The sequence below is a fragment of the Rhizobium sp. Leaf262 genome, assembly GCF_001422245.1.
Lineage (GTDB): Bacteria > Pseudomonadota > Alphaproteobacteria > Rhizobiales > Rhizobiaceae > Agrobacterium.
In genome coordinates this window covers 153,939-174,236 of sequence record NZ_LMMM01000018.1, presented here as the reverse complement: position 1 = coordinate 174,236, position 20,298 = coordinate 153,939, and the positions used below count along the sequence as shown (strand labels likewise).

The window sequence follows — 20,298 nt, the reverse complement described above, 5'->3', positions numbered from 1 at the left end:
TGCCTGCCAGCAATTTTGGCCAGCAGGTTCAGCCACCTTTCAGGAACATCGTCATGGCCCGTTCAGCCCTTCTCAATGTCATGGTTCAGGCCGCTCTCAAGGCCGGAAAATCTTTGTCACGTGACTTCGGTGAAGTGCAGAACCTCCAGGTTTCGGTCAAGGGACCCGGCGATTTCGTGTCGCAGGCAGACCTCAAAGCCGAAAAGATCGTCCATGACGAACTGATGAAGGCGCGTCCGACCTACGACTTTCTGGGGGAAGAAACCGGTGAGGAAAAGGGTTCCGACGGTGCTCACCGCTGGATCGTCGATCCATTGGACGGAACCACGAACTTCCTGCATGGCATCCCGCAATTTGCGGTCTCCATCGCGCTGGAGCGCAATGGTGAAGTCGTCGCAGGCGTTATCTTCAACCCTGCTACCGATGAGCTCTATACCGCAGAGCGTGGCAGCGGCGCGTTCTTGAATGACCGTCGCATCCGCGTGGCTGCACGCCGACAGATCACCGACTGCGTCGTCAGTTGCGGTGTTCCGCATCTGGGTCGTGGCGATCACGGCAAGTTTCTGGTCGAGCTACGCCATGTGATGGGCGAAGTGGCGGGCGTGCGCCGTTTTGGCGCTGCATCGCTCGATCTTGCTTATGTCGCTGCCGGTCGTCTGGACGGTTACTGGGAAACCGGCCTATCCCCATGGGACATGGCAGCCGGTCTGGTGCTCATCCGTGAAGCGGGCGGTTTCGTCAGCGACATGAAGGGCGGGCAGGACATGTTCGATAGCGGCAGCGTGGTGGGCGGAAACGAATATATCCACAGGGCGCTGACGGAAGTCGTCAACCGCCCCGTTCCCGGCCGCTAATTCCGCCGACAGCTCTTATGTGCGGTCCCGGATTCGATCCGGGACGTGAGCGCAGCCAAGCCGTTGATCAACAACGGCTCTTTCTCCACGCAGGCGCATGGACGATGGATCTCGGCGACAGGCCGGGGTGACGGATATCGGGCATTTTCCGCTCAAGATCAGGCGTCCCGGCTTCACAATTGCCGTGCCTTGCAAAAAGGCTTGTCACGTGACCGGCTTTTCACTTCAATTCGTCGTAATTTTCTACTAGCTTCCGGTCGTAACCGTGATTGCGACCGCCGAATCCTTCTGGTTTTCACGCGGACGTTGCGGCAATACCAGAGGGAATGAGCATATGGCGGATACGGAACGGCTTGATCTCGGCGTCGAGAAACCGGTGACCAAACAATATCATCACAAGCTGTCGAGCCCCACGCCCTTCCTGTGGACGATGGTGATCTTCCTTATCATCGTCGCTTTTCTCGCCGCGATCCTCTTCCGGCAGGCGCAGACGGCGTTCATGACCAACCCGGGGCTGAACGGGTTTATCCTGGGCGTGCTTGCCATCGGCATCATTCTGGTCTTTACGCAGATCATCAGTCTGCGCCCGGAAGTGCGCTGGTTCAACGGCTTTCAGGCGGCAGGTACGGTCGACAAGGCCGGTCGCGCGCCCAAACTGCTTTCGCCCATGTATTCCGTCATCGGCAAACGCGGCGAAGTTCGTCTTTCCACCGTTACGCAACGCTCCATTCTCGACTCCATTGCCACGCGGCTGGATGAGTCCCGAGATACCTCGCGTTACCTGATCGGACTGCTGGTCTTTCTCGGTCTGCTGGGCACTTTCTGGGGTCTGATCGGCACCATCGGCGCCATCAGCGACGTCATTCAGGGGCTGGACCCCACGGCAGGCGATAGTACCGACATCCTGTCTTCGCTCAAATCTGGCCTCACTGCGCCGCTGGCAGGCATGGGCACGGCATTTTCTTCGTCGCTTCTTGGTCTGTCCGGTTCACTGATCCTCGGCTTTCTCGATCTTCAGGCAGGTCGCGCCCAGAACCGCTTTTATACCGAACTCGAAAACTGGCTGTCATCCGTCACCGATCCGGGCACAGACGCGAGCGGGGAGGCCAAGGTCAGCGGCTACGGGGCTGTCGGCACGGAGCGTTCGCTGGCGGCGATGACAAGCCTTGCCGAAGGCATTCAGGGCCTCGTCAAGAACATGCGTGGCGAGCAGCAAATGTTGCGGGACTGGATCGAGGCACAGCAGGAGGAATCACGTTCGTTGCGGCGCACGCTGGACCGGTTGTCGGCGCGTATCGATGCCGAGCAGAAAAACACCGGTCGGCCTGTCCGCCACGATAACGGGAGCGAGTGATCATGGCGCTTGCGCGCAACCGCCGCCGCGACCGCAGTGTCGATTACTGGCCGGGCTTTGTCGATGCTCTCTCGACACTGCTCATGGCCATCATGTTCCTGCTCACGGTTTTCGTGCTGGCGCAGTTCATTCTCTCGCGGGAAATTTCCGGCAAGGATGAGGTCCTGAGCCGCTTGAACAACCAGATCGCCGAACTGACCGAATTGCTGGCGCTGGAAAAAGGCAGCAAGCAGGACATCGAAGATACGTTGGCTAATCTCCAGTCCACGCTGGCCGCTTCGGAAAGCGAAAGGTCGCGGTTGCAATCCCTGCTGGATTCCGGCGCTGGCAACAGTTCCGCCGCCAATGCCCGTGTGGGTCAGTTGTCGGGTGAGCTGGAGGATGCGCGTCAGGCCGGTCAGCGGGCCTCTGCACAGATCGATCTTCTAAACCAGCAGATTGCCGCTCTTCGCGCCCAGATCGCCTCCGTCGAGGCTGCCTTGCAGGCGTCTGAAAACAAGGATGCCTCCTCGCAGGTCAAGATCGCCGATCTCGGACGTCGCCTCAACGTGGCGCTTGCACAGCGGGTGCAGGAACTCAACCGTTATCGTTCGGACTTCTTCGGACGCCTGCGCGAGATATTGTCAGACCGTGAAAACATTCGCATCGTTGGCGACCGCTTCGTTTTCCAATCCGAAGTCCTGTTTCCCTCCGGCGGAAACGACCTGAACCCGGAAGGACAGGCGGAGATGGCCAAACTTGCCACAGCCGTCATCGATCTGGCCAAGGAAATCCCATCCGAAATCAACTGGGTGCTGCGCGTCGACGGTCATACCGACAACGTTGCATTGTCTGGATCGGGTCGCTTCCGCGACAATTGGGAGCTGTCGTCCGCCCGTGCGACTTCGGTGGTCAAATTCCTTATCTCCAAGGGTGTCCCCGCCAACCGTCTCGTCGCTGCCGGTTTCGGTGAATACCAACCCCTGGCCGAGGGTGACACGCCGGAAGCACGGTCGCAGAACCGCCGTATCGAATTGAAGCTGACGGAGCGCTAGAGCGCGTCCATTCAGAAGGAAACGCTTCAGCGACGCTTCTCACGTTGCGGCGTGGAAGACCGCCAGTTGCGCGGCGAAAGCGCGCTGATAAGCAGGGCGGTTTTCCCCACGCTCGATATAGGTGAGAAGGTTCGGATACTCCTTGAGCAGCTTCGAGCTTTTCAGTCGAAGCAATACCGAAATCATTTCGAGATCGCCCGCGCTGAAATCGCCGTCAAGCCAGTCCGCATCGCCCAGCCGCCGGGAAAGCGCGCTCAGGCGGTTTCGGATGCGTCCTTCGAGAATTGGCAGTCGGGCGGCGTACCAGCTTTCCTCCCGTTCGACGAGCCACGCCATTTCACGCTCGAGGATCGGCTGCTCCATCGTCGAAAGTGCGGCAAACATCCATGTTACGGCGCGTGCCTGCGCATTCGGGTCATCAGGCAATAGGCCGGGGTAACGCCGTGCTATATGCAGGATGATCGCGCCGGATTCGAACAGCGCCAGATCACCGTCTTCGTAGGTGGGTATCTGCCCGAAGGGTTGAAGCGCCAGATGCGCGGGTTGCTTCATGGCTTCAAACGACAAAAGGCGCACCTCATAGGGTTGCCCCACCTCTTCAAGCGCCCAGCGCACGCGCATGTCGCGGGCCAGACCCCTGCCGCGATCAGGAGAATTTTCAAAGGCTGTAATCGTGATCGTCATCGCGACCCCTCCCGGAATTGCCCGAGATGATTCTAATAGTTTTGCCCGGCGCGGCGAATGAAAAAATGTTTTGCCTGCAAACCAGGCTGGGCCTGTACCCAAAATCATTGCAACCCATTGACCTTTGCGTAAGAGTAAGAGGCTGAATATCCGGGGAGGGATTGATGGAACGGTTCGACGTTATCGTCGTCGGTGCGGGGCTTGCCGGTCTGGTTGCAGCAACGGAGGCTGCCGAGCGGGGCTTGGCCGTCTGCCTTTTGGATCAGGAGGGTGAGCAGAACCTCGGTGGGCAGGCATTCTGGTCGTTGGGCGGGCTTTTCTTCGTCGATAGTCCCGAGCAGCGTTTCATGCGGGTGCGCGATAGTCTCGATCTCGCCCGTCAGGACTGGCTGGGTTCGGCTGGCTTTGACCGCACCGAGGATCATTGGCCGCGCCGCTGGGCGGAGGCCTATCTCGAATTCGCGTCGGGTGAAAAACGTGCCTGGCTGCATGGGCTGGGTATGCGCTGGTTTCCGGTGGTCGGCTGGGCGGAGCGCGGTGGTGCGCATGCCCACGGTCATGGCAACTCCGTGCCGCGCTTCCATGTTACCTGGGGAACCGGGCCCGGCGTGCTGGCCCCTTTTATCAAGAAGGCTCGAGAACTTGCCGCACGCGGGCTGATCAGTTTCAGGTTTCGTCATCGGGTCGATGCGCTAGAGGCGGTGGACGGCGTCATCGGTGGCGTTTCGGGCGCGGTTCTGGCTTCGGACCCGGTGCCGCGTGGCGCATCCAGCTGCCGAGACGTCCTCGCCGACTTCCGGTTCGAAGCATCCGCTGTCGTCGTCACATCCGGTGGCATCGGCGGCAATCATGAGCTGGTGCGGCAAAACTGGCCGGTGCAACGCCTTGGTCAGCCGCCAAGGGACATGGTGTGCGGCGTTCCCGCCCATGTCGATGGCCGTATGATCGGTATTACCGAGGCCGCCGGGGGAGCCGTCATCAATCGCGACCGCATGTGGCATTACACCGAGGGTGTGAAGAACCACGATCCGATCTGGCCCAATCATGGCATTCGCATTCTGCCTGGGCCTTCATCCTTCTGGTGCGATGCTCGCGGTGATCGCCTGCCAGCGCCGGCCATGCCGGGGTTCGATACGCTTGGCACGCTGAAAATCCTGCGGGAAAGGGATAGCGATTACAGTTGGTTCATTTTGACCAAGGCGATCATCAAGAAGGAATTTGCACTGTCCGGCTCCGAACAGAACCCTGATCTGACGGGCAAGGATATTCGCCTCCTGTTGAAACGTCTGGGCAAGGAGCCACCGGGGCCGGTGAAGGCTTTCATGGAGCGTGGCGAGGATTTCGCCGTGCGTGATACACTCGAAGACCTTGTCGCGGCCATGAACGGCATCAGTGGCGAAAACAGGCTGGATGCATCCCATATTCGCGCCCAGATCGAGGCGCGTGACCGGGAGCTGGACAATCGCTTCAGCAAGGATGCGCAGATCACGGCCATCCGGGGTGCTCGGCATTATCTCGGCGACAAGCTGATGCGAACCGCAAAGCCGCATCGCCTCCTCGATCCCGCAGCCGGACCTTTGATTGCCGTACGCTTGCACATTCTGACGAGAAAGACGCTCGGTGGCCTGCACACAGATCTTCAAGGGCGGGTGCTGGACAGCGCTGGTCAGCCGGTTGCCGGCCTCTATGCGGCGGGTGAGGTTTCCGGCTTCGGCGGTGGCGGCATGCATGGTTACAACGCACTGGAGGGCACGTTTCTGGGAGGATGCCTGTTTTCCGGTCGTGTCGCGGGCCGCAGCGTCGGCGCTTGAGTGCTGCCATGGGTATGCGCGGAAAGTTGGTAACCAGCCCATATGTCGCGCGTGTGGCTGCGAATCTCCGGTGGCCCGACGCTCGCTTTAGCTGGACTTGACCAGTGTTACCACCTCTTCGCTGCCCGTTTCGAATTGCAGCCGGGCGAGCTTTGCGTACAGACCCGCCTGCCGCGACAGGCTTTGGTGCGTACCTTCTTCGATGATACGACCCTCGTCCATGACCAGGATACGGTCGGCCTTCAGCACGGTGGCGAGCCGGTGGGCAATAACGATGGTCGTGCGTTTGCGGATGAGTTCATCCAGGGCCTTCTGTACCAGCGTTTCGCTTTCGGCATCCAGCGCCGACGTCGCCTCGTCAAGCAGCAGAATAGGGGCGTCACGCAAGATCGCACGGGCGATCGCGATTCGCTGGCGCTGCCCGCCTGATAGCGTGACGCCGCGCTCACCCACCACCGTATCGTAGCCGTCATGGAGCCGGGAGATGAAACCGTCGGCCTGTGCGGCACTGGCCGCCGCACGAACCTCCTCACGGGTGGCGTCGGGCTTGCCGAAGGCGATGTTGTCATGGATGGAAGATGCGAAGATCGCCACGTCCTGCGGCACGATGGCGAGACGCGAGCGAAGATCTTCCAGTGTGACGGATCGAATGTCGACGCCATCGACCGTGATGCGACCGACCTGCGGATCATAAAACCGCATCAGCAGCGAAAACACGGTGCTCTTGCCAGCGCCGGACGGGCCGACGATCGCGACGGTTTCTCCCGGCGCGACACGGAAGGAAAGGTCAGAGAGAATGGGCTTTCCCGCACCTTGCGGATAGTGGAAAGCGACATTCTCGAAGCTGGCTTCGCCAAGGGCCGGGGCGGGAAGGGCGACCGGTGCGAGAGGATTTTCCACAGGCGACTGCTCGTGCAGCAGTTCAGACAGACGCTCCGCTGCGCCACCCGCCTGCGAAAGCTCGCCCCAGACTTCCGACAACTGGCCGAGCGAACTTGCAGCGATCACGGCATAGAGAACGAACTGGCTTAGTGTGCCGCCCGAGATCGTACCGGTCAGCACGCCATGGGCGCCGTACCAGAGAATGGCGACGACACTGCCGAACACGAAGCTGATGGCGACGGCTGTCAGGACGGCTCGGGCACTGATGGCGGCGCGTGCGCCCTGATAGGCTTTCTCAACGGCATCGTTATAGCGGCTGTTGGCCAGCACTTCCGCATTGAAGGACTGGATGGTGCGGCTGGCCGAAATGGTTTCGGCAGCGAAGGCGGCGGAGGCGGCCAGCGTATCCTGCGTCGTTCTGGAGCGGGACCGAACAGAGCGGCCAAAGGCGATCAACGGAAACACGATGAGCGGGATGGCGAGGAGCGCAAGACCGGCTAGGCGAGGGCTGGTGTAGACCATCATCACCACGCCCCCCAGACAGAGCAGCATGTTGCGCAGCGCAACCGAGGCGGAAGAGCCGAAGGCCGAACGTATCTGCACCGTGTCGGCGGTCAGCCGCGAGGTCAGTTCACCGGAATGGCTGGTATCGAAAAACGCCTGCGACAGGGATGTCAAATGGGCAAAGACGTCGCGACGCAAATCCGTCACCACGCGCTCACCGATCGTCATGACGAAATAGTAACGCATGGCGCTGGCCAGAGCCAGAACCACGGCAATGGCCATGAGCATGGCAAAGTAATTGTTGATCATTGCCCCATCGGCACCTTCGAACCCGTGGTCGATGATGCGGCGCACGGCCAGCGGTAGCGCCAGTGTGGTGGCGGAAGACAGGACGAGCGCGAACAGAGCGGCGGCGACGAGTCCGCGATATCGCTTCAGATAGGGAAAGAGGCTGGCCAGCGGCTTTGGCGACTTGCGACGCGCCGGTTTCTGGTCCTGAATATCTGCCACGTTCGACTCCTGCATTGCCCGTTCACGAGTGGCTTTTTCGCCCACCTGCGGTAAAATCCGCATCTCTCATCATCTGTGTGCCAAGTGTGAAGCCAGGCATCGGCAGGCACTTGTTATCTCGGCGACCTTCATGTATAGGCTCCGCATCGAATTGGGAAGCCATGGCCAAATGGTCTGGAGCTTCATTATTGAATTGGCTCAGTTGACGCAATTGCGGCAAATGGTCCGCATGTCACCAAAGCAGGAAGATTGTCATGAAGGCTGAAATTCATCCCGACTATCACATGATCAAAGTGGTCATGACCGATGGCACAGAATACGAAACATTCTCCACATGGGGTTCCGAGGGTCAGACCATGAACCTCGAAATCGATCCCAAGTCGCATCCGGCATGGACCGGCGGCAACCAGCAGTTGATGGACCGTGGCGGTCGTGTTTCCAAGTTCAACAAGCGTTTCGGCGGCCTCGGCCTCTAATCCTTGTCGACTATCCAGACTACAAAAACCTCGGAGCGATCCGGGGTTTTTTTGTGTCTCGATGTCATCCTAGGTATTGGGCGGCACTCGGCGCTAAGGATTTATCTGCGTTGCGGCCATTGAGGCAGTTGAGCTTGACCTAAACGCAAAAAAGCAGGCCGAGGCCTGCTTTTCTAGTCTTATGCTGCAAACAGCTTAGCTCGCGGAAAAGGCGGTGCGAAGCAGGTTCAGTTGCGCCTGAACGCTGTTTTCGTTGTCTGGCACCTTTGTAGCTTCTGCCGGGCGATAGATTTCGCGGTCCAGCAGGGCAACGCGGTTCTGCAGGCGCAGAGAGCGCTCTACCAGATCGCGGAACGACTCGGGCAGATCATTCCAGCCAGGCGCGTTGCGATCGACGTTGAAGTTGTCTAGGCGAACCTTGTTCTTTTCGCTCAGAACCTGATCAAGGCTCATCTCGCCATTGTTGACGGCGCGCTGAAGAAGCAGCCAGGATGCCATCTGCATGAGGCGAGTAGTCAGGCGCATGGATTCAGCCGCGTAGAGGACGGATGCCATGCGGGGCAAAACCTTGGAGGCTGCACGACCGGAGCCATCCAGATAGGTCGCTGTCTCTTCCACCAAAGTCATGCCCTCTGTATAGAGAGTCTTGAACTGGTTGGATGCTGCAGCGCGGCCAGCAAAACTGATGGTATTCAAAACCTGTTCTGACATTTTTCCAAATCCTGCTTACGCACCATACTAACTGGCAACGGGATAGAGGCTTAATAGTTCCGGCCCCTTTGTATTTTCAGGATGATATCAATAGCTCAAATGCGCAAGCTGATTATTAAAGAAAGGTTAATACCCACAGTTTTGGCGATATTGTCATGGGACAAAAAAAGAGCCGCAAAAGCGGCTCTCAAGGTAAAACAGGGAGAAAAATCAGACCAATTCGCCTATGGGAGAAACTGCCTGAGGTCCAGAAGAACTGGACATGTATAGTAATCGCTTAGAAAGCTTAATTTTTCGTTAATGGTAAACGAAAAACTGACCCGCCTGTAACGTTAACAAAACGTTGCATGGCCTTTAGCTGCGAAACAGACTTTCCGCCGCCTTGCGTCCGGCAGACTTCTTGTGCCGTTCCGTCTCCAGTCTTTCGATCTCCGTTTGCAGTATCGCTATACGGGCCGTCAACTCATCCACGGAAAGCAGGGAGAGATCGCCGCCGACGACGTGAGTCGTTGCGGGCTGTTTTGGCAGGTCCTCATCGAAAACACTCATATTCCGGCTCCTTTCACCAGCTCGGCCTCGTCCTCCGGATACTGCGGCGCGCGTGGGTCGAGCGAGACGCTTTCCGGCGTGGCCATGGGTGCTGCCGCCGCCGTGGAGAAGTTGTCCTTTTCTGCGGTCGGCAGCGCCGCGCGCTGTCTGGACCGGAAGATAGCATAGGCCGTTATGAGAAGATGCGAAACTGCCGTCACCGCAAACAGGGCGTAGGGGCCGTATGAGGTCATGATCGGACCGCCGAGCGTGGGTCCGATGATGGTTCCGATGCCGTAAAGCAGCAGCAGCCCACCCGACACTTTCACGAAGTCTTCGGACGAGGCAAAGTCGTTGGCATGGGCGACGGCTATCGGATAGAGCGCGTTCGCCGCTGCGCCATAAACAGCGACCATGCCGATCAGCACATAGACATGGATCGGCTGGATCACGGCAACAGCGAGCCCGGCAAATGCGGCAAGGCCCGACAGCCCCGCCAGCACGAACCGACGGTCGATGCGGTCGGAGAGTTTACCGGCTGGAAACTGGGCCAGCGCGCCGATGAAGATGGTCACACTGACCATGATGGCGATGGTCGTCGGGTGAAGTCCTGCGCGTGCGCCGAAAACCGCGCCCAAGGTGCCATAGGCGCCATTGGCGATGCCGATCAGCAGGATGCCGACAAACGAGACCGGCGATGTGCGATAAAGCGCTGGCAGGTCCAGCTTGACCTTTTTCAGCGGTTGCGGACTTTCCGCCTTGGACAGCATGGCGGGCATGATGGCGACGCAGTAGATAATGGCGCAGACCATGAAGAGCGATGTGCCGCTGACATTGCCGAAGGGCACCACAAGCTGACCGGCAACCACGCCGAAAAGCGTGATGGCGATATAGAGCGAGAAGATCGCGCCGCGGCTTTCGTTGGTGGCGCGTTCGTTCAGCCAGCTCTCGATGATCATGGACGTGCCGGCGGTGCAGAAACCGGTAATGGCGCGCAGCGCGACCCAGGAGACGTCATCGATGAAAAGGCCGGTGAGCAGAACCGTCAGGCAGATCAGCGCAACGAAACTGCCGAAGGCCCTGATGTGACCGGCACGCCGAACGATGGCCGGAGCCACGAAGCAGCCGATGACGAAGCCCGCCGCCCATGACGTGCCCAGAAAACCGAGAACTTCGTTGGAATAGCCTTCTTCCGATCCCCTGACCGGAAGCAGAAGACCTTGCAGGCCATTGCCCAGAAAGAGAAACAAGGTGCTGGATAAAAGAGCGAATACGGGTAGAAGGTTTCTGCTCATAAGCCACTCTCATGCTAAGCGATTCATGGTGTCGATCTAGGAACGGCGATTTGGCGATCGGTTGCCTGTCCTTGGTGGACATGAAAAATGTCCAGCCTGTGACGCTCGTCCATTAAAGCCAAAAGGTTTCGGTATGACAAAGGCGATAGGCCTTTTTTTGCTGCTGGCAATGTGTATCCAGCTCATCCGCCCACTCGGCCTGCCGGGCCTGAGACGGCGCGGCGACTGCTGGAAAATCGCCGTTGCGGCGTTTGTGATCTGGACGCTCGTGCTACTTTTGCGCCCGTGACCGGGGTGAGGGCTTAGGTGGTTGCACTGAGGGGTGCTGTGGTGCACCTGCATCTTTGTTGTGAAGGGTGGCTCGTACCCACCGCCCTCATGCTGAGGCGCTTTGGCCGAAGGGCAAAGCCTCGAAGCATCTGCCGCGCACTCCTGCCCCGAGCCCGCACCCCCGTCCTTCGAGGCTCCGGCTGCGCCTGCGCGCCTCAGGATGAGGGTTGCTCTGTTGCGCCGTGCTTTCAACGTCATTTGCAGCAACCGCCCACCACACCCGCCGCCCTCATGCTGAGGCGCCCCGCAGGGGCCTCGAAGCATCCGCCGCGCGTTCTGCCCCAAGCCCGCAACCCCCGTCCTTCGAGGCTCCGGCTGCGCCTGCGCACCTCAGGATGAGGGTTGCTCTGTTGTGCCTTTGCTCAATGCTTGTTGCGGCAACCGGCCACCACACCCACCTTCCTCATGCTGAGGCGCCCCGCAGGGGCCTCGAAGCATCCAGCCACGCACTCCAAATCCAATCCTGTCAAAAAACCCGGCCACCGCTCAGCAAAGCTTCGCCGTTCACGCGGCAGCACCTGCCCGTGGCATGACCTTCTCTCAGTGTCCACCGCCATTCACGGCCATGGGGTATTCGGACGGGGCGCTTTAAGTTGCCTCGTTGGGTAGTCTAAGAATGGCACCTCGCAGCGCCCCGTTCAGCTCTTTTGGCCAAACAGCGATCCTCTTGCCACGGCTGGCATATCCCGGGGGGCAAGGGGGCCTTGCCGTTGGAACGGTCGGACATGTTCAAGGTCCAACCCTCAACCCTCCGGGTGGCGGCGGCTTCATTGCCAAAGCCGTCGCCTGCCAGTTCGGCCACATCTGCCTTCGAGGATACGAGGCTTCATTCTGACGAAGCGCCCGCAGCCATCGATCCGTTCTCCGCAAGTTCACCACCGGGCACATTCGCCGGTGGCGATCTCGCGATCCGTCCGCGCCGTTTCACAACGGTGCGGGGCAGATGCAGCGTGTTCCTGTGTACCGCCTGACTTTCGCTTCAATCCCCATGGTCGCGTTCGACCAGAGGACGATGAGCTGTCGGTACACCCGGTGGTGGGCGTGTACCGCCTGACTTTCGCTTCAATCCCCATGGTCGCGTTCGACCAGAGGACGATGAGCTGTCGGTACACCCGGTGGTGGGCGAACCGGACCGCCATGGCCTCAACCGCAAAACCCGAAACGGTGTTTTGCAGCAAAGACATGCCGGGCCGGTCCGGACATTGGAAAGGCCGCGACAGCCGGTCCGAAACCGCCGCCGCCTTTCTCCCGTCCCACCGGGGAGATCGCTGCCCGACCCCGAGGTTGAAAGGTTTGCGTCACCCTCCCAACCCCAGCGCCGGTCCCGCCTCGCCGCAACGCCTTGCGGTGTATCCGAGGGCGGAACGGGAGGTTGAAAGGTTTGCGTCACCCTCCCAACCCCAGCGCCGGTCCCGCCTCGCCGCAACGCCTTGCGGTGTATCCGAGGGCGGAACGGGAGCAGTGTGCGGGCGGTTTGGGGGCCATTGAGAAAGATGCGGGGGGAATTTTTGATTATTTTGGCGGAAATCGCGTAAGTTGTTGAATTTGTTCTTATGTTTTTTAAGCGTTGATTTTTAGGTCGGTGGATGAGGCGCGACCCCTCACCTGAAAAATCTATGACTTAGCAAGCTAAGATCATGATTTTTCTTCCTCTCCCATAAGGGGAGAGGTAACGAGCCGCGCCGCCGAATCTTTTGTATGACCGTTGAAGACGGAAGTGAGGGTGCGGCACACGCCTCATCTCTCCCCTTGTGGGAGAGAAAGCAATTTCAATATCTTAGCGTCAGCTAAGTGTTAGAAATTGCAAGTGAGGGGTCTCGCCGCTTGCGCCGACGCCAAACGACCGGGCGATCCCGACGGAGACCTCAGTGTTTGGGGTTTACCCCCCTCTGGCCTGCCGGCCATCTCCCCCACAAGGAGGGAGATCGGCTGGGCTCGCGCTCCCCGCTTTATCCGCAGCCTTTGAGATGGCCGGGCGCCATCCACGAGTCGATCTCCCCACCTGTGGGGGAGATGCCTGGCAAGGCAGAGGGGGGTAGCGGCACGCTCTGTTCGTAGAGAGTGCTATACCCGCCACAACGCTGGCAAGCTGACCGGTTGCCTGCATTCCTGTGGCTTAAGGTGCGACATGATCTCGCATCGACTGAGTGGGACGTCGCAAAATGAAACCGCCCGCAACTGGATTGCGGGCGGTTTGCGTGTCATTGGTTGCACAGTATCAGGGGTTGCCAGTATCAGGCGGCTTTTTCCTGTTCCTGCGTCCAGTTGCCGAGCGCGGCAAGCGAGTTCATTTCGGCGCGGTGGCGGAAGGCGCGCTGGCCGGCGGCGACGTTTTCAGCCTTTCCACCCCATGCCTTCAGAGCGGTGTCCTGAAGGGCGCGACCGTAGGAGAAGGTCAGTGCCCAAGGCAGGTCGTAGCCGCTGTTCATGGCCGAGAGATGCGCGGTTGCTTCTCCGGCGGACTGGCCGCCGGAAAGGAAGGCGACGCCGGGGACGGCGGATGGGACGGTTGCCTTCAACACCTTGACGGTCTTTTCCGCAACTTCATCAACGGAGGCCTTGCGGGCGTTCTTGCCATCGATGACCATGTTCGGCTTCAGGATCATGCCTTCGAGGTTGATCCGTGCATCGTAAAGGTCGGTAAAGACGGTGCGCAGAACCCATTCGGTCACTTCGGCGCAACGGTCGATGCTGTGGGTGCCCGGTTCGCCATCCATCAGCACCTCAGGCTCGACGATGGGAACGATACCAGCCTGCTGGCAGAGAGCGGCATAGCGCGCAAGCGCCTGCGAATCGGCCTTGATCGAGCCCCATGTGGGAAGACCCTGACCGATATTGATGACGCCGCGCCACTTGGCGAAACGTGCACCGGCGTCATAATATTTTTTCAGGCGGTCAGCGAGACCATCGAGGCCTTCCGTGACGGTTTCGCCGGGGAAGAAAGCCTGCGGCTTTGCGCCGGTGTCGACCTTGATGCCGGGAATGCTGCCCGCTGCCTTGATGATGTCTACAAAAGGCCTGCCATCGGCTGCCTTCTGGAACAGGGTTTCCTCGTAAAGAATGACGCCGGAAATGCAGTCCTTCATGGCGTCATCTGTACGGAACAGCATCTCACGGTAGTCGCGACGGCTGGTTTCCGTCGACTCCAGGCCAATGCTGTCAAAGCGCTTCTTAATCGTGCCGGTGGACTCGTCGGCAGCCAGCAGACCCTTGCCATTGGCAACCATTTTCACTGCGATATCTTCAAGACGCTCAGTCATTTTTCAATCTCCCTTGGCATAATGATTTTTGGGTATCAGAAGTTCCAAGGCGAGAAAATGGCACGCTAACTCATTGAAACGATTGAAATGATTTCAATCGTTTGAAACTTTAGGAAATCTTTAAAATTTTTTAAATGCGAAATGGTCTTAAGCGAGAGGATTGTATGTCTGTAGTTTTTATACTACAAAAAAATTCATGATCGAGCTAAGGCAGACGACCGTATTCGCCAGATGGGAATCCCGTCTGAGGGACAAGCGCGCTAGAACCCTTATCGCGGCGCGTTTGATGCGGCTGGCGGCAGGGTTGCCCGGTGATGTCGAGCCAGTGGGTGAAGGCGTCAGCGAGTTGCGAATTCACCATGGGCCGGGATATCGCGTTTATTTTCAGCAGCGCGGAAATCTTTTGATCGTCTTGCTCTGTGGTGGAGACAAGGGATCTCAGGCTCGCGACATTGCTGCTGCCAAAAAGCTTGCCAAGGAATGGAGTTCAGAAAATGAGTGAAAAGCTTTCCACGTACGACCCAGCCGCCGCCCTGGTGGATGATGAGGAAATCGCTGCTTTCATGGCGGATGCCTTTGAAACCGGCGATGCGGCCTATGTTGCCAAAGCCCTTGGCGTGGTGGCACGCGCCAAGGGTATGACCGAGATATCCCGTAAAACGGGGCTGTCGCGTGAACAGCTTTATCGGTCCTTCAGCGAACGGGGAAACCCGACGCTCAAGACAACGCTGGCCGTTATGCGTGCGCTTGGCGTAGATATGACCGCCAAGGCCCATTCGGCACAGTAATTTTTGAGCGATTACTTCTGTTCGTTGAGGATCGCTACACCTGGAAGAACCTTGCCTTCCATCCATTCCAGGAAAGCGCCGCCTGCGGTGGAGATGTAGGTGAAGTCTGCCGTCACGCCGGCGTGGTTGAGAGCGGCCACCGTATCGCCGCCACCGGCGACGGAGACGAGTTTGCCGTTTCTGGTGCATTCGGCGGCGTGCTGGGCGGCGGCGACGGTTGCCTTGTCGAAGGGGGCGATTTCGAAGGCGCCGAGGGGGCCGTTCCAGACCAGCGTTTCGGCGCGGGAAATCCAGCCCTTGATGGCTTCGACGGATTTGGGGCCGACGTCCAGAACCATGGCGTCTTCTGGGATGGCGTTGATATCCACGATTTCGTTGTCGGCATTGGCCTTGAACTCACGCGCAACGACACCGTCTTCCGGCAGCACGATGGCGCAGCCAGCGGTGGCGGCTTCGATCATGATCTGCTTGGCGGTTTCGGCCAGATCATGCTCGCAAAGCGATTTGCCGACATTTGTGCCGCGTGCGGCGAGGAAAGTGTTGGCCATGCCGCCACCGATGACGAGGGCATCGACTTTCTTGACGAGGTTCATCAGCAGGTCGATTTTGCTCGATACCTTTGCGCCACCGACGATGGCAACGACCGGGCGGGCGGGTGCGCCGAGGCCCTTTTCCAGCGCCTCAAGCTCCGCCTGCATGGTGCGACCGGCGTAAGCTGGCAGGTGGCGAGCGAGGCCTTCCGTGGAGGCGTGGGCGCGGTGTGCGGCGGAGAAGGCATCGTTGACGTAGATATCGCCGTTCTTTGCCAGTTCGGCCACGAAGTCGGCATCGTTCTTTTCTTCGCCCTTGTGGAAGCGGGTGTTTTCCAGAAGCAGGACATCGCCATTCTGCATCTTGGCCACGGCCTCTGCCGCCGGTGCGCCGATGGCTTCCGCAGCGAAATGGATGGAGTTGCCGAGCACTTCTTCAACGGCTGATGTGATGAGGGAGAGCGACATATCCGCGACCGGTTCACCCTTCGGGCGGCCGAAATGGGCCAGCAGAATGACTTTCGCGCCCTTTTTCGACAGTTCGAGAATGGTGGGGGCGACGCGTTCGATGCGGGTCTTGTCTGTGACCTTGCCGTCAGCAACCGGCACGTTGAGATCGACGCGGACGAGAACGCGCTTTCCGGTGATGTCGGTGAGGTGATCGAGGGTCTTGAAGGCGGGCATGTATCGATCCTGCTGTCGTTGATGGAATGGCTTGGGGCGCGACCATACTATGCCTGACCGGCGGTGCAAGTCGCTCAGTGATCATTTTCTGCGTGACCAGTAGCGTCTGCCGGGGCTGGTATCTTGTTACCGGCGGCAGCGGCTCTGTGCGCGCGCCGTTTTTCGGCAAAATGGCTGCGGGTGCGATGGACGATTTCCTTGAGGCTGATGAAGACGGGTAGCGCCGTGGCGGGCTCCACCGGCTCCAGCGAGATGCCGACGCTGGATATGGCGTGGTTTTCATCGAGGTCTCGGACGATGAGGATGAGCGAGCCGAGGCGGACGCGGTCGGCATATTCCGCTTTTCCACCGAACCTGTTCTGGATGAGTTCTCCGACTGTCATCGACAGTTCCTGCTGCGACAGAAGGCCAGGGCCATAGGAGGCATCGAGCTCCTTTGCCGGGCCTTGGGGCGAAATGGCGAAGGTGCCGAAGATGTCCTCGTCATCCTTGGTGACCGGTTTGGCGCTGGCAAACAGCCGGTCCAGCAGGCGGGCATAGCTGGGCATGACGAAGAGATAGACCAGATCGTTTTCCCGCAGGCGGCCGGCATATTGATAGCGGATGGATTTGCCATCGCGCACCACCAGCGAGGGCATGGCCCAGCGGGGGATACGCTCACCCTGAAGCACGGCGCTGCCTTTGGCGACGCGGTAGGAGATGAGTTCATGGTTGGCGGTGCCGGGCAGGTCTACCTCCAGCTTGTCCACATCGCCCATGCGCGGTGGCACGATGAGGCCAAGGCGGGTGGCGACGGGCTTGATGGTCCAGCCTTGCAGCAATAGCGACACGAGTACGATGATGAAGGCGGCGTTGAAATAAGTTTCAGCGCCCTCAAGTCCTCCGAGAGCTGGAAGGATTGCCAGTAGAATGGAAACGGCACCGCGCAGGCCGACCCAGGCGACGAAGGTGGTTTCCTGCTGGGTATAGTTGAAGGGCATGAGGCTGAGCCAGACGGCCAGCGGTCTTGCGATGAAGATGAGGAACAGCGCCAGCAGCACCGCAGGCATGATGATGGCGGGGAACTGTGAGGGTGTGGCGAGAAGGCCGAGCATCAGGAACATGATGATCTGGGCGAGCCAGGTCATGCCCTCGTGAAACCGGCGGATGGCGCCCTTGGCGAAAATCTTGCGATTGCCTGCAACGATGCCAGCGACGTAAACGGCAAGGAAGCCGCTGCCATGGAGCGCGCCGGTGAAGGAAAAGACCAGCAGCGCCAGCGCCAGAACGAGAATGGGCACCAGCCCGCGATCCACCTGAAAGCGGTTGACGACATTGACGATCATCAGGCCGCCCAAGACCCCGAAGATGACGCCGAGGCCCATTTCCTGGATGAAGAGCAGCAGGAAGCTGGCATCGATACCCGCCAGTCCCTGACCTTTCGAGACGATTTCCACCAAGGCCACGGTGAGGAAGATCGCCATGGGATCATTGGTGCCGGATTCGACTTCGAGCGTCGAGCGGACCTGATCGCGGATATGGATGCCGCCGATGCGCAGCAGGAAGAACACCGCCGCTGCGTCAGTCGAGGCAACGATGGAGCCGAGCAGCAGGCCTTCGAGCCATGAAAAGCCCAGCAGCAGGGCTGCGGCGCCGGCGAAGAACACCGAGGTCAGCACGACGCCGACGGTGGCAAGCGAGATGGACGGCCCGGCAGACAGTTTGAAGGACTGGATGGATGTGCCGAAGCCGGAGTCAAAAAGGATGACGGCCAGCACCAGTGAACCCAGCATATAGGCCAGCGGATTGTTGCTGAAATGGATACCAAGCCCATCCGTGCCCGCAGCAAGGCCGATCATCAGGAAGAGAAGCAGCAGTGGAGCGCCGAAGCGGTAGGCAATGAGACTGGAAAAAGCGGCAACGAGAACGAGGAGCGTGGCGACCAGCAGCAAGATGTAAAACGATTCCACGCACACGTCCTTTTCTTGAAAGGCCGCGTGGCACACATGCTCCCGCACGTCAGCAGTCAATGCGCCACGTTTTGGACGGCCACGGCGCATTGGTTTCGCGCAGCGGACAGGGCAAGGCGAGGTGTATCGAATGATACGGCAGGGCAGGAGCGCAACGGAACGCGACCGAATCCCTAGCTTGGATTTTTCCGGGCGAAAATGGACCAGAGCAAGGCGAGCGTGAAGGAAAACGACGCTTTTTCCCATCGATTTGACGTCGCGGCAGATGGGTATCGAGCGTATAGTGTAGCTTGACACTTTGCGCACTGCTGGGTATTTTTCAACTCATGAAAATCCGAAACGTGATCCATAAAGGTTTGCGCCGTTTGATTGAGGACGATGACGCGTCCGGCTTGCAAGCCGCCGTGGTCCCAAAACTGCTCCGCATCGTTTCCTTTCTGCAGGATATGGAACGCGAAGATGAATTGCGGACGATGCCGAGCTGGAAGGCGCATCAGCTGACCGGCGATCGTAAAGGCACCTGGAGCCTGTTCGTCACAAAGAACTGGCGGATTACACTGCGGATCGATCAAGCGGAAATCGAGATTGTCGATCTGGACTATGAAGACTACCACTAGGAGGTGGCTATGAATGCGATGCAAGGCATCCGTCTGAAAAACCCCGCTCACCCCGGCGGTTTCATCAAAAGCGAGATTATCGAACCGCTAGGCCTTTCGGTGACGGCTGCGGCGCAGGTTCTTGGTGTCACGAGAGCGGCTTTGTCGGCTCTGCTGAATGAGCGTTCGCATCTCTCCTCGGAAATGGCGTTGAGAATAGAGAAAGCCTTTGGTGTGTCCATGGACACACTGATGAGGATGCAGAACAGCTTTGATATTGCGCAGGCGCGCAAGCGGGAAAGCGAGATCAACGTCGCGCCGTTCAGCGGCAAGCCAATCGATCAGCAGACCGCGCTGGGCTGACCTTAGAACTGATGTCCCAAAACACAAAACCCGGCAGGATCGCTCCAGCCGGGTTTTGCTTATTCGCTCTCTGCGAACGATCAGATGGTCTTGGCCAGTGCCACTGCCGTGTCGGACATGCGGTTGGAGAAGCCCCATTCGTTGTCGTACCAGGTCAGGATACGTACGAAGTTGCCTTCCATGACCTTGGTCTGGTCCGTCGCGAAGATGGAGGAGTGGCTGTCATGGTTGAAGTCGCGGCTTACCAGCGGCTCGTCGGTGTAGCCGAGGATGCCCTTCAGCTTGCCGTTGGAGGCAGACTTGATGGCTTCGTTGATTTCTTCGACGCTGGTTGCTTTCTTGGCCACGAACTTGAAGTCAACGACAGACACGTTTGGTGTTGGAACGCGGATCGAGGTACCGTCCAGCTTGCCCTTGAGGTGTGGCAGCACGAGGCCGACGGCCTTTGCGGCGCCGGTCGAGGTCGGGATCATGGACAGGGCTGCGGCGCGGGCGCGGTACAGGTCCTTGTGCATGGTGTCCAGCGTCGGCTGGTCGCCCGTGTAGGAGTGGATCGTGGTCATGAAGCCGTGGTCGATGCCGACGACGTCATCCAGAACCTTGACGACCGGAACCAGGCAGTTGGTGGTGCACGACGCGTTGGAGATGACGAGGTGTTCGCTCGTCAGCTGGTCGTCGTTGACGCCGAAGACGACCGTGAGATCAGCACCTTCAGCCGGAGCCGAGATGATGACGCGCTTTGCGCCGGCGGTCAGATGTGCTGCTGCCTTGTCGCGGGCGGTGAAGATGCCCGTGCATTCCAGCGCGATATCGACGCCGAGTTCCTTGTGTGGAAGCTGAGCTGGATCACGAACGGCTGTAACCTTGATCGGCTTGCCGCCAGCAACGATGATCGTGTCGCCTTCGACCTTCACGTCTGCCGGGAACTTGCCGTGGATGCTGTCGTAGCGCAGCAGATGCGCATTGGTTTCGACCGGGCCGAGATCGTTGATGGCAACGACTTCGATATCCGTGCGGCCGGATTCCACGATGGCGCGAAGGACGTTACGGCCGATACGACCAAAACCGTTAATGGCAACTTTTACTGTCATTGAGCTACTCCCTGTCAATATCTTCGAATTTTGTGCGAAATATTTGAAGCGGCGATGACGATAT

Annotated in this window: 18 protein-coding genes; 9 read left to right on the top strand and 9 right to left on the bottom strand. The window is 59.2% G+C overall.

The window, feature by feature from the left end:
- The first annotated feature begins 53 nt into the window (after positions 1-53).
- The 3 genes from ASF29_RS18330 to ASF29_RS18320 all read left to right on the top strand — a co-directional run bounded on the left by ASF29_RS18330 (position 54) and on the right by ASF29_RS18320 (position 3,242).
- Positions 54-854, top strand: coding sequence for an inositol monophosphatase family protein (locus tag ASF29_RS18330; protein ID WP_062452400.1), 801 nt, complete (start codon positions 54-56; stop codon positions 852-854).
- 334 nt (positions 855-1,188) lie between these two features.
- Positions 1,189-2,208, top strand: coding sequence for a hypothetical protein (locus tag ASF29_RS18325; RefSeq protein WP_062452091.1), 1,020 nt, complete (start codon positions 1,189-1,191; stop codon positions 2,206-2,208).
- Positions 2,209-2,210: 2 nt separating this feature from the next.
- Entirely contained in the window at positions 2,211-3,242 is a 1,032-nt protein-coding gene (locus tag ASF29_RS18320; protein WP_062452090.1) for a peptidoglycan -binding protein, read from the top strand.
- 39 nt (positions 3,243-3,281) lie between these two features.
- Here the strand turns inward: ASF29_RS18320 and ASF29_RS18315 are convergent, their stop codons facing one another.
- Complete coding sequence (locus tag ASF29_RS18315; RefSeq protein ID WP_062452089.1) at positions 3,282-3,926, bottom strand: glutathione S-transferase family protein; 645 nt, start codon at positions 3,924-3,926, stop codon at positions 3,282-3,284.
- A gap of 164 nt (positions 3,927-4,090) precedes the next feature.
- On the opposite strand from ASF29_RS18315, the gene ASF29_RS18310 reads away from it, so the two are divergent.
- Positions 4,091-5,737 (top strand): FAD-binding dehydrogenase, encoded by a 1,647-nt coding sequence (locus ASF29_RS18310; protein ID WP_062452088.1) that lies wholly within the window; start codon positions 4,091-4,093, stop codon positions 5,735-5,737.
- An 87-nt stretch (positions 5,738-5,824) separates the two neighbouring features.
- On the opposite strand, the gene ASF29_RS18305 is transcribed toward ASF29_RS18310, so the two are convergent.
- Positions 5,825-7,633 carry an ABC transporter transmembrane domain-containing protein gene (locus tag ASF29_RS18305; protein ID WP_062452399.1) on the bottom strand — a complete coding sequence of 603 codons (1,809 nt, stop codon included), beginning with the start codon at positions 7,631-7,633 and terminating at the stop codon, positions 5,825-5,827.
- A gap of 254 nt (positions 7,634-7,887) precedes the next feature.
- On the opposite strand from ASF29_RS18305, the gene rpmE reads away from it, so the two are divergent.
- The gene (gene rpmE, locus ASF29_RS18300) at positions 7,888-8,109 is read left to right on the top strand and encodes a 50S ribosomal protein L31 (protein WP_062452087.1); all 222 of its coding nucleotides are present in this window, start codon (positions 7,888-7,890) and stop codon (positions 8,107-8,109) included.
- Positions 8,110-8,304: 195 nt separating this feature from the next.
- Here the strand turns inward: rpmE and ASF29_RS18295 are convergent, their stop codons facing one another.
- From ASF29_RS18295 to ASF29_RS18275, 4 genes are all read right to left on the bottom strand, one after another.
- On the bottom strand, positions 8,305-8,820 hold the full coding sequence (locus tag ASF29_RS18295) for a DUF1465 family protein (RefSeq protein ID WP_062452086.1): 516 nt from the start codon (positions 8,818-8,820) through the stop codon (positions 8,305-8,307).
- 354 nt (positions 8,821-9,174) lie between these two features.
- Positions 9,175-9,369 (bottom strand): DUF1192 domain-containing protein, encoded by a 195-nt coding sequence (locus ASF29_RS18290; RefSeq protein WP_062452085.1) that lies wholly within the window; start codon positions 9,367-9,369, stop codon positions 9,175-9,177.
- On the bottom strand, positions 9,366-10,643 hold the full coding sequence (locus ASF29_RS18285; RefSeq protein ID WP_062452084.1) for an MFS transporter: 1,278 nt from the start codon (positions 10,641-10,643) through the stop codon (positions 9,366-9,368). The genes ASF29_RS18290 and ASF29_RS18285 overlap by 4 nt, the downstream gene beginning before the upstream one ends.
- Before the next feature lie 2,564 nt (positions 10,644-13,207).
- Positions 13,208-14,233 (bottom strand): class I fructose-bisphosphate aldolase, encoded by a 1,026-nt coding sequence (locus tag ASF29_RS18275; protein ID WP_062452082.1) that lies wholly within the window; start codon positions 14,231-14,233, stop codon positions 13,208-13,210.
- Between the two features lie 196 nt (positions 14,234-14,429).
- Here ASF29_RS18275 and ASF29_RS18270 point away from each other — a divergent pair, with 196 nt between their 5' ends.
- Together ASF29_RS18270 and ASF29_RS18265 are read left to right on the top strand one after the other, a co-directional pair.
- Complete coding sequence (locus ASF29_RS18270; protein WP_062452081.1) at positions 14,430-14,735, top strand: type II toxin-antitoxin system RelE/ParE family toxin; 306 nt, start codon at positions 14,430-14,432, stop codon at positions 14,733-14,735.
- Entirely contained in the window at positions 14,728-15,021 is a 294-nt protein-coding gene (locus ASF29_RS18265) for an addiction module antidote protein (RefSeq protein ID WP_062452080.1), read from the top strand. The genes ASF29_RS18270 and ASF29_RS18265 overlap by 8 nt, the downstream gene beginning before the upstream one ends.
- An 11-nt stretch (positions 15,022-15,032) precedes the next feature.
- Here ASF29_RS18265 and ASF29_RS18260 read toward each other — a convergent pair whose 3' ends face one another.
- Complete coding sequence (locus ASF29_RS18260; protein ID WP_062452079.1) at positions 15,033-16,235, bottom strand: phosphoglycerate kinase; 1,203 nt, start codon at positions 16,233-16,235, stop codon at positions 15,033-15,035.
- A 74-nt stretch (positions 16,236-16,309) separates the two neighbouring features.
- Positions 16,310-18,184 carry a potassium/proton antiporter gene (locus tag ASF29_RS18255; RefSeq protein WP_062452398.1) on the bottom strand — a complete coding sequence of 625 codons (1,875 nt, stop codon included), beginning with the start codon at positions 18,182-18,184 and terminating at the stop codon, positions 16,310-16,312.
- A gap of 326 nt (positions 18,185-18,510) precedes the next feature.
- Between ASF29_RS18255 and ASF29_RS18250 the strand changes: the two genes are divergently transcribed.
- Together ASF29_RS18250 and ASF29_RS18245 are read left to right on the top strand one after the other, a co-directional pair.
- Positions 18,511-18,801 (top strand): type II toxin-antitoxin system RelE/ParE family toxin, encoded by a 291-nt coding sequence (locus tag ASF29_RS18250; protein WP_062452397.1) that lies wholly within the window; start codon positions 18,511-18,513, stop codon positions 18,799-18,801.
- 9 nt (positions 18,802-18,810) lie between these two features.
- Positions 18,811-19,143, top strand: a complete 333-nt coding sequence (locus tag ASF29_RS18245) for a HigA family addiction module antitoxin (RefSeq protein ID WP_062452078.1) — start codon at positions 18,811-18,813, stop codon at positions 19,141-19,143.
- 80 nt (positions 19,144-19,223) lie between these two features.
- Here ASF29_RS18245 and gap read toward each other — a convergent pair whose 3' ends face one another.
- Positions 19,224-20,234, bottom strand: a complete 1,011-nt coding sequence (gap, locus tag ASF29_RS18240; protein ID WP_062452077.1) for a type I glyceraldehyde-3-phosphate dehydrogenase — start codon at positions 20,232-20,234, stop codon at positions 19,224-19,226.
- Positions 20,235-20,298 lie beyond the last annotated feature (64 nt).

What these genes read in the sequence shown, in the direction of transcription:
- ASF29_RS18330 (WP_062452400.1), top strand. Translation starts at nt 54, where the DNA reads ATGGCCCGTTCAGCCCTTCTCAATGTCATGGTTCAGGCCGCTCTCAAG.
- ASF29_RS18325 (WP_062452091.1), top strand. Translation starts at nt 1,189, where the DNA reads ATGGCGGATACGGAACGGCTTGATCTCGGCGTCGAGAAACCGGTGACC.
- ASF29_RS18320 (WP_062452090.1), top strand. Translation starts at nt 2,211, where the DNA reads ATGGCGCTTGCGCGCAACCGCCGCCGCGACCGCAGTGTCGATTACTGG.
- ASF29_RS18315 (WP_062452089.1), bottom strand. Translation starts at nt 3,926, where the DNA reads ATGACGATCACGATTACAGCCTTTGAAAATTCTCCTGATCGCGGCAGG.
- ASF29_RS18310 (WP_062452088.1), top strand. Translation starts at nt 4,091, where the DNA reads ATGGAACGGTTCGACGTTATCGTCGTCGGTGCGGGGCTTGCCGGTCTG.
- rpmE (WP_062452087.1), top strand. Translation starts at nt 7,888, where the DNA reads ATGAAGGCTGAAATTCATCCCGACTATCACATGATCAAAGTGGTCATG.
- ASF29_RS18295 (WP_062452086.1), bottom strand. Translation starts at nt 8,820, where the DNA reads ATGTCAGAACAGGTTTTGAATACCATCAGTTTTGCTGGCCGCGCTGCA.
- ASF29_RS18290 (WP_062452085.1), bottom strand. Translation starts at nt 9,369, where the DNA reads ATGAGTGTTTTCGATGAGGACCTGCCAAAACAGCCCGCAACGACTCAC.
- ASF29_RS18285 (WP_062452084.1), bottom strand. Translation starts at nt 10,643, where the DNA reads ATGAGCAGAAACCTTCTACCCGTATTCGCTCTTTTATCCAGCACCTTG.
- ASF29_RS18275 (WP_062452082.1), bottom strand. Translation starts at nt 14,233, where the DNA reads ATGACTGAGCGTCTTGAAGATATCGCAGTGAAAATGGTTGCCAATGGC.
- ASF29_RS18270 (WP_062452081.1), top strand. Translation starts at nt 14,430, where the DNA reads ATGATCGAGCTAAGGCAGACGACCGTATTCGCCAGATGGGAATCCCGT.
- ASF29_RS18265 (WP_062452080.1), top strand. Translation starts at nt 14,728, where the DNA reads ATGAGTGAAAAGCTTTCCACGTACGACCCAGCCGCCGCCCTGGTGGAT.
- ASF29_RS18260 (WP_062452079.1), bottom strand. Translation starts at nt 16,235, where the DNA reads ATGCCCGCCTTCAAGACCCTCGATCACCTCACCGACATCACCGGAAAG.
- ASF29_RS18250 (WP_062452397.1), top strand. Translation starts at nt 18,511, where the DNA reads ATGAAAATCCGAAACGTGATCCATAAAGGTTTGCGCCGTTTGATTGAG.
- ASF29_RS18245 (WP_062452078.1), top strand. Translation starts at nt 18,811, where the DNA reads ATGAATGCGATGCAAGGCATCCGTCTGAAAAACCCCGCTCACCCCGGC.
- gap (WP_062452077.1), bottom strand. Translation starts at nt 20,234, where the DNA reads ATGACAGTAAAAGTTGCCATTAACGGTTTTGGTCGTATCGGCCGTAAC.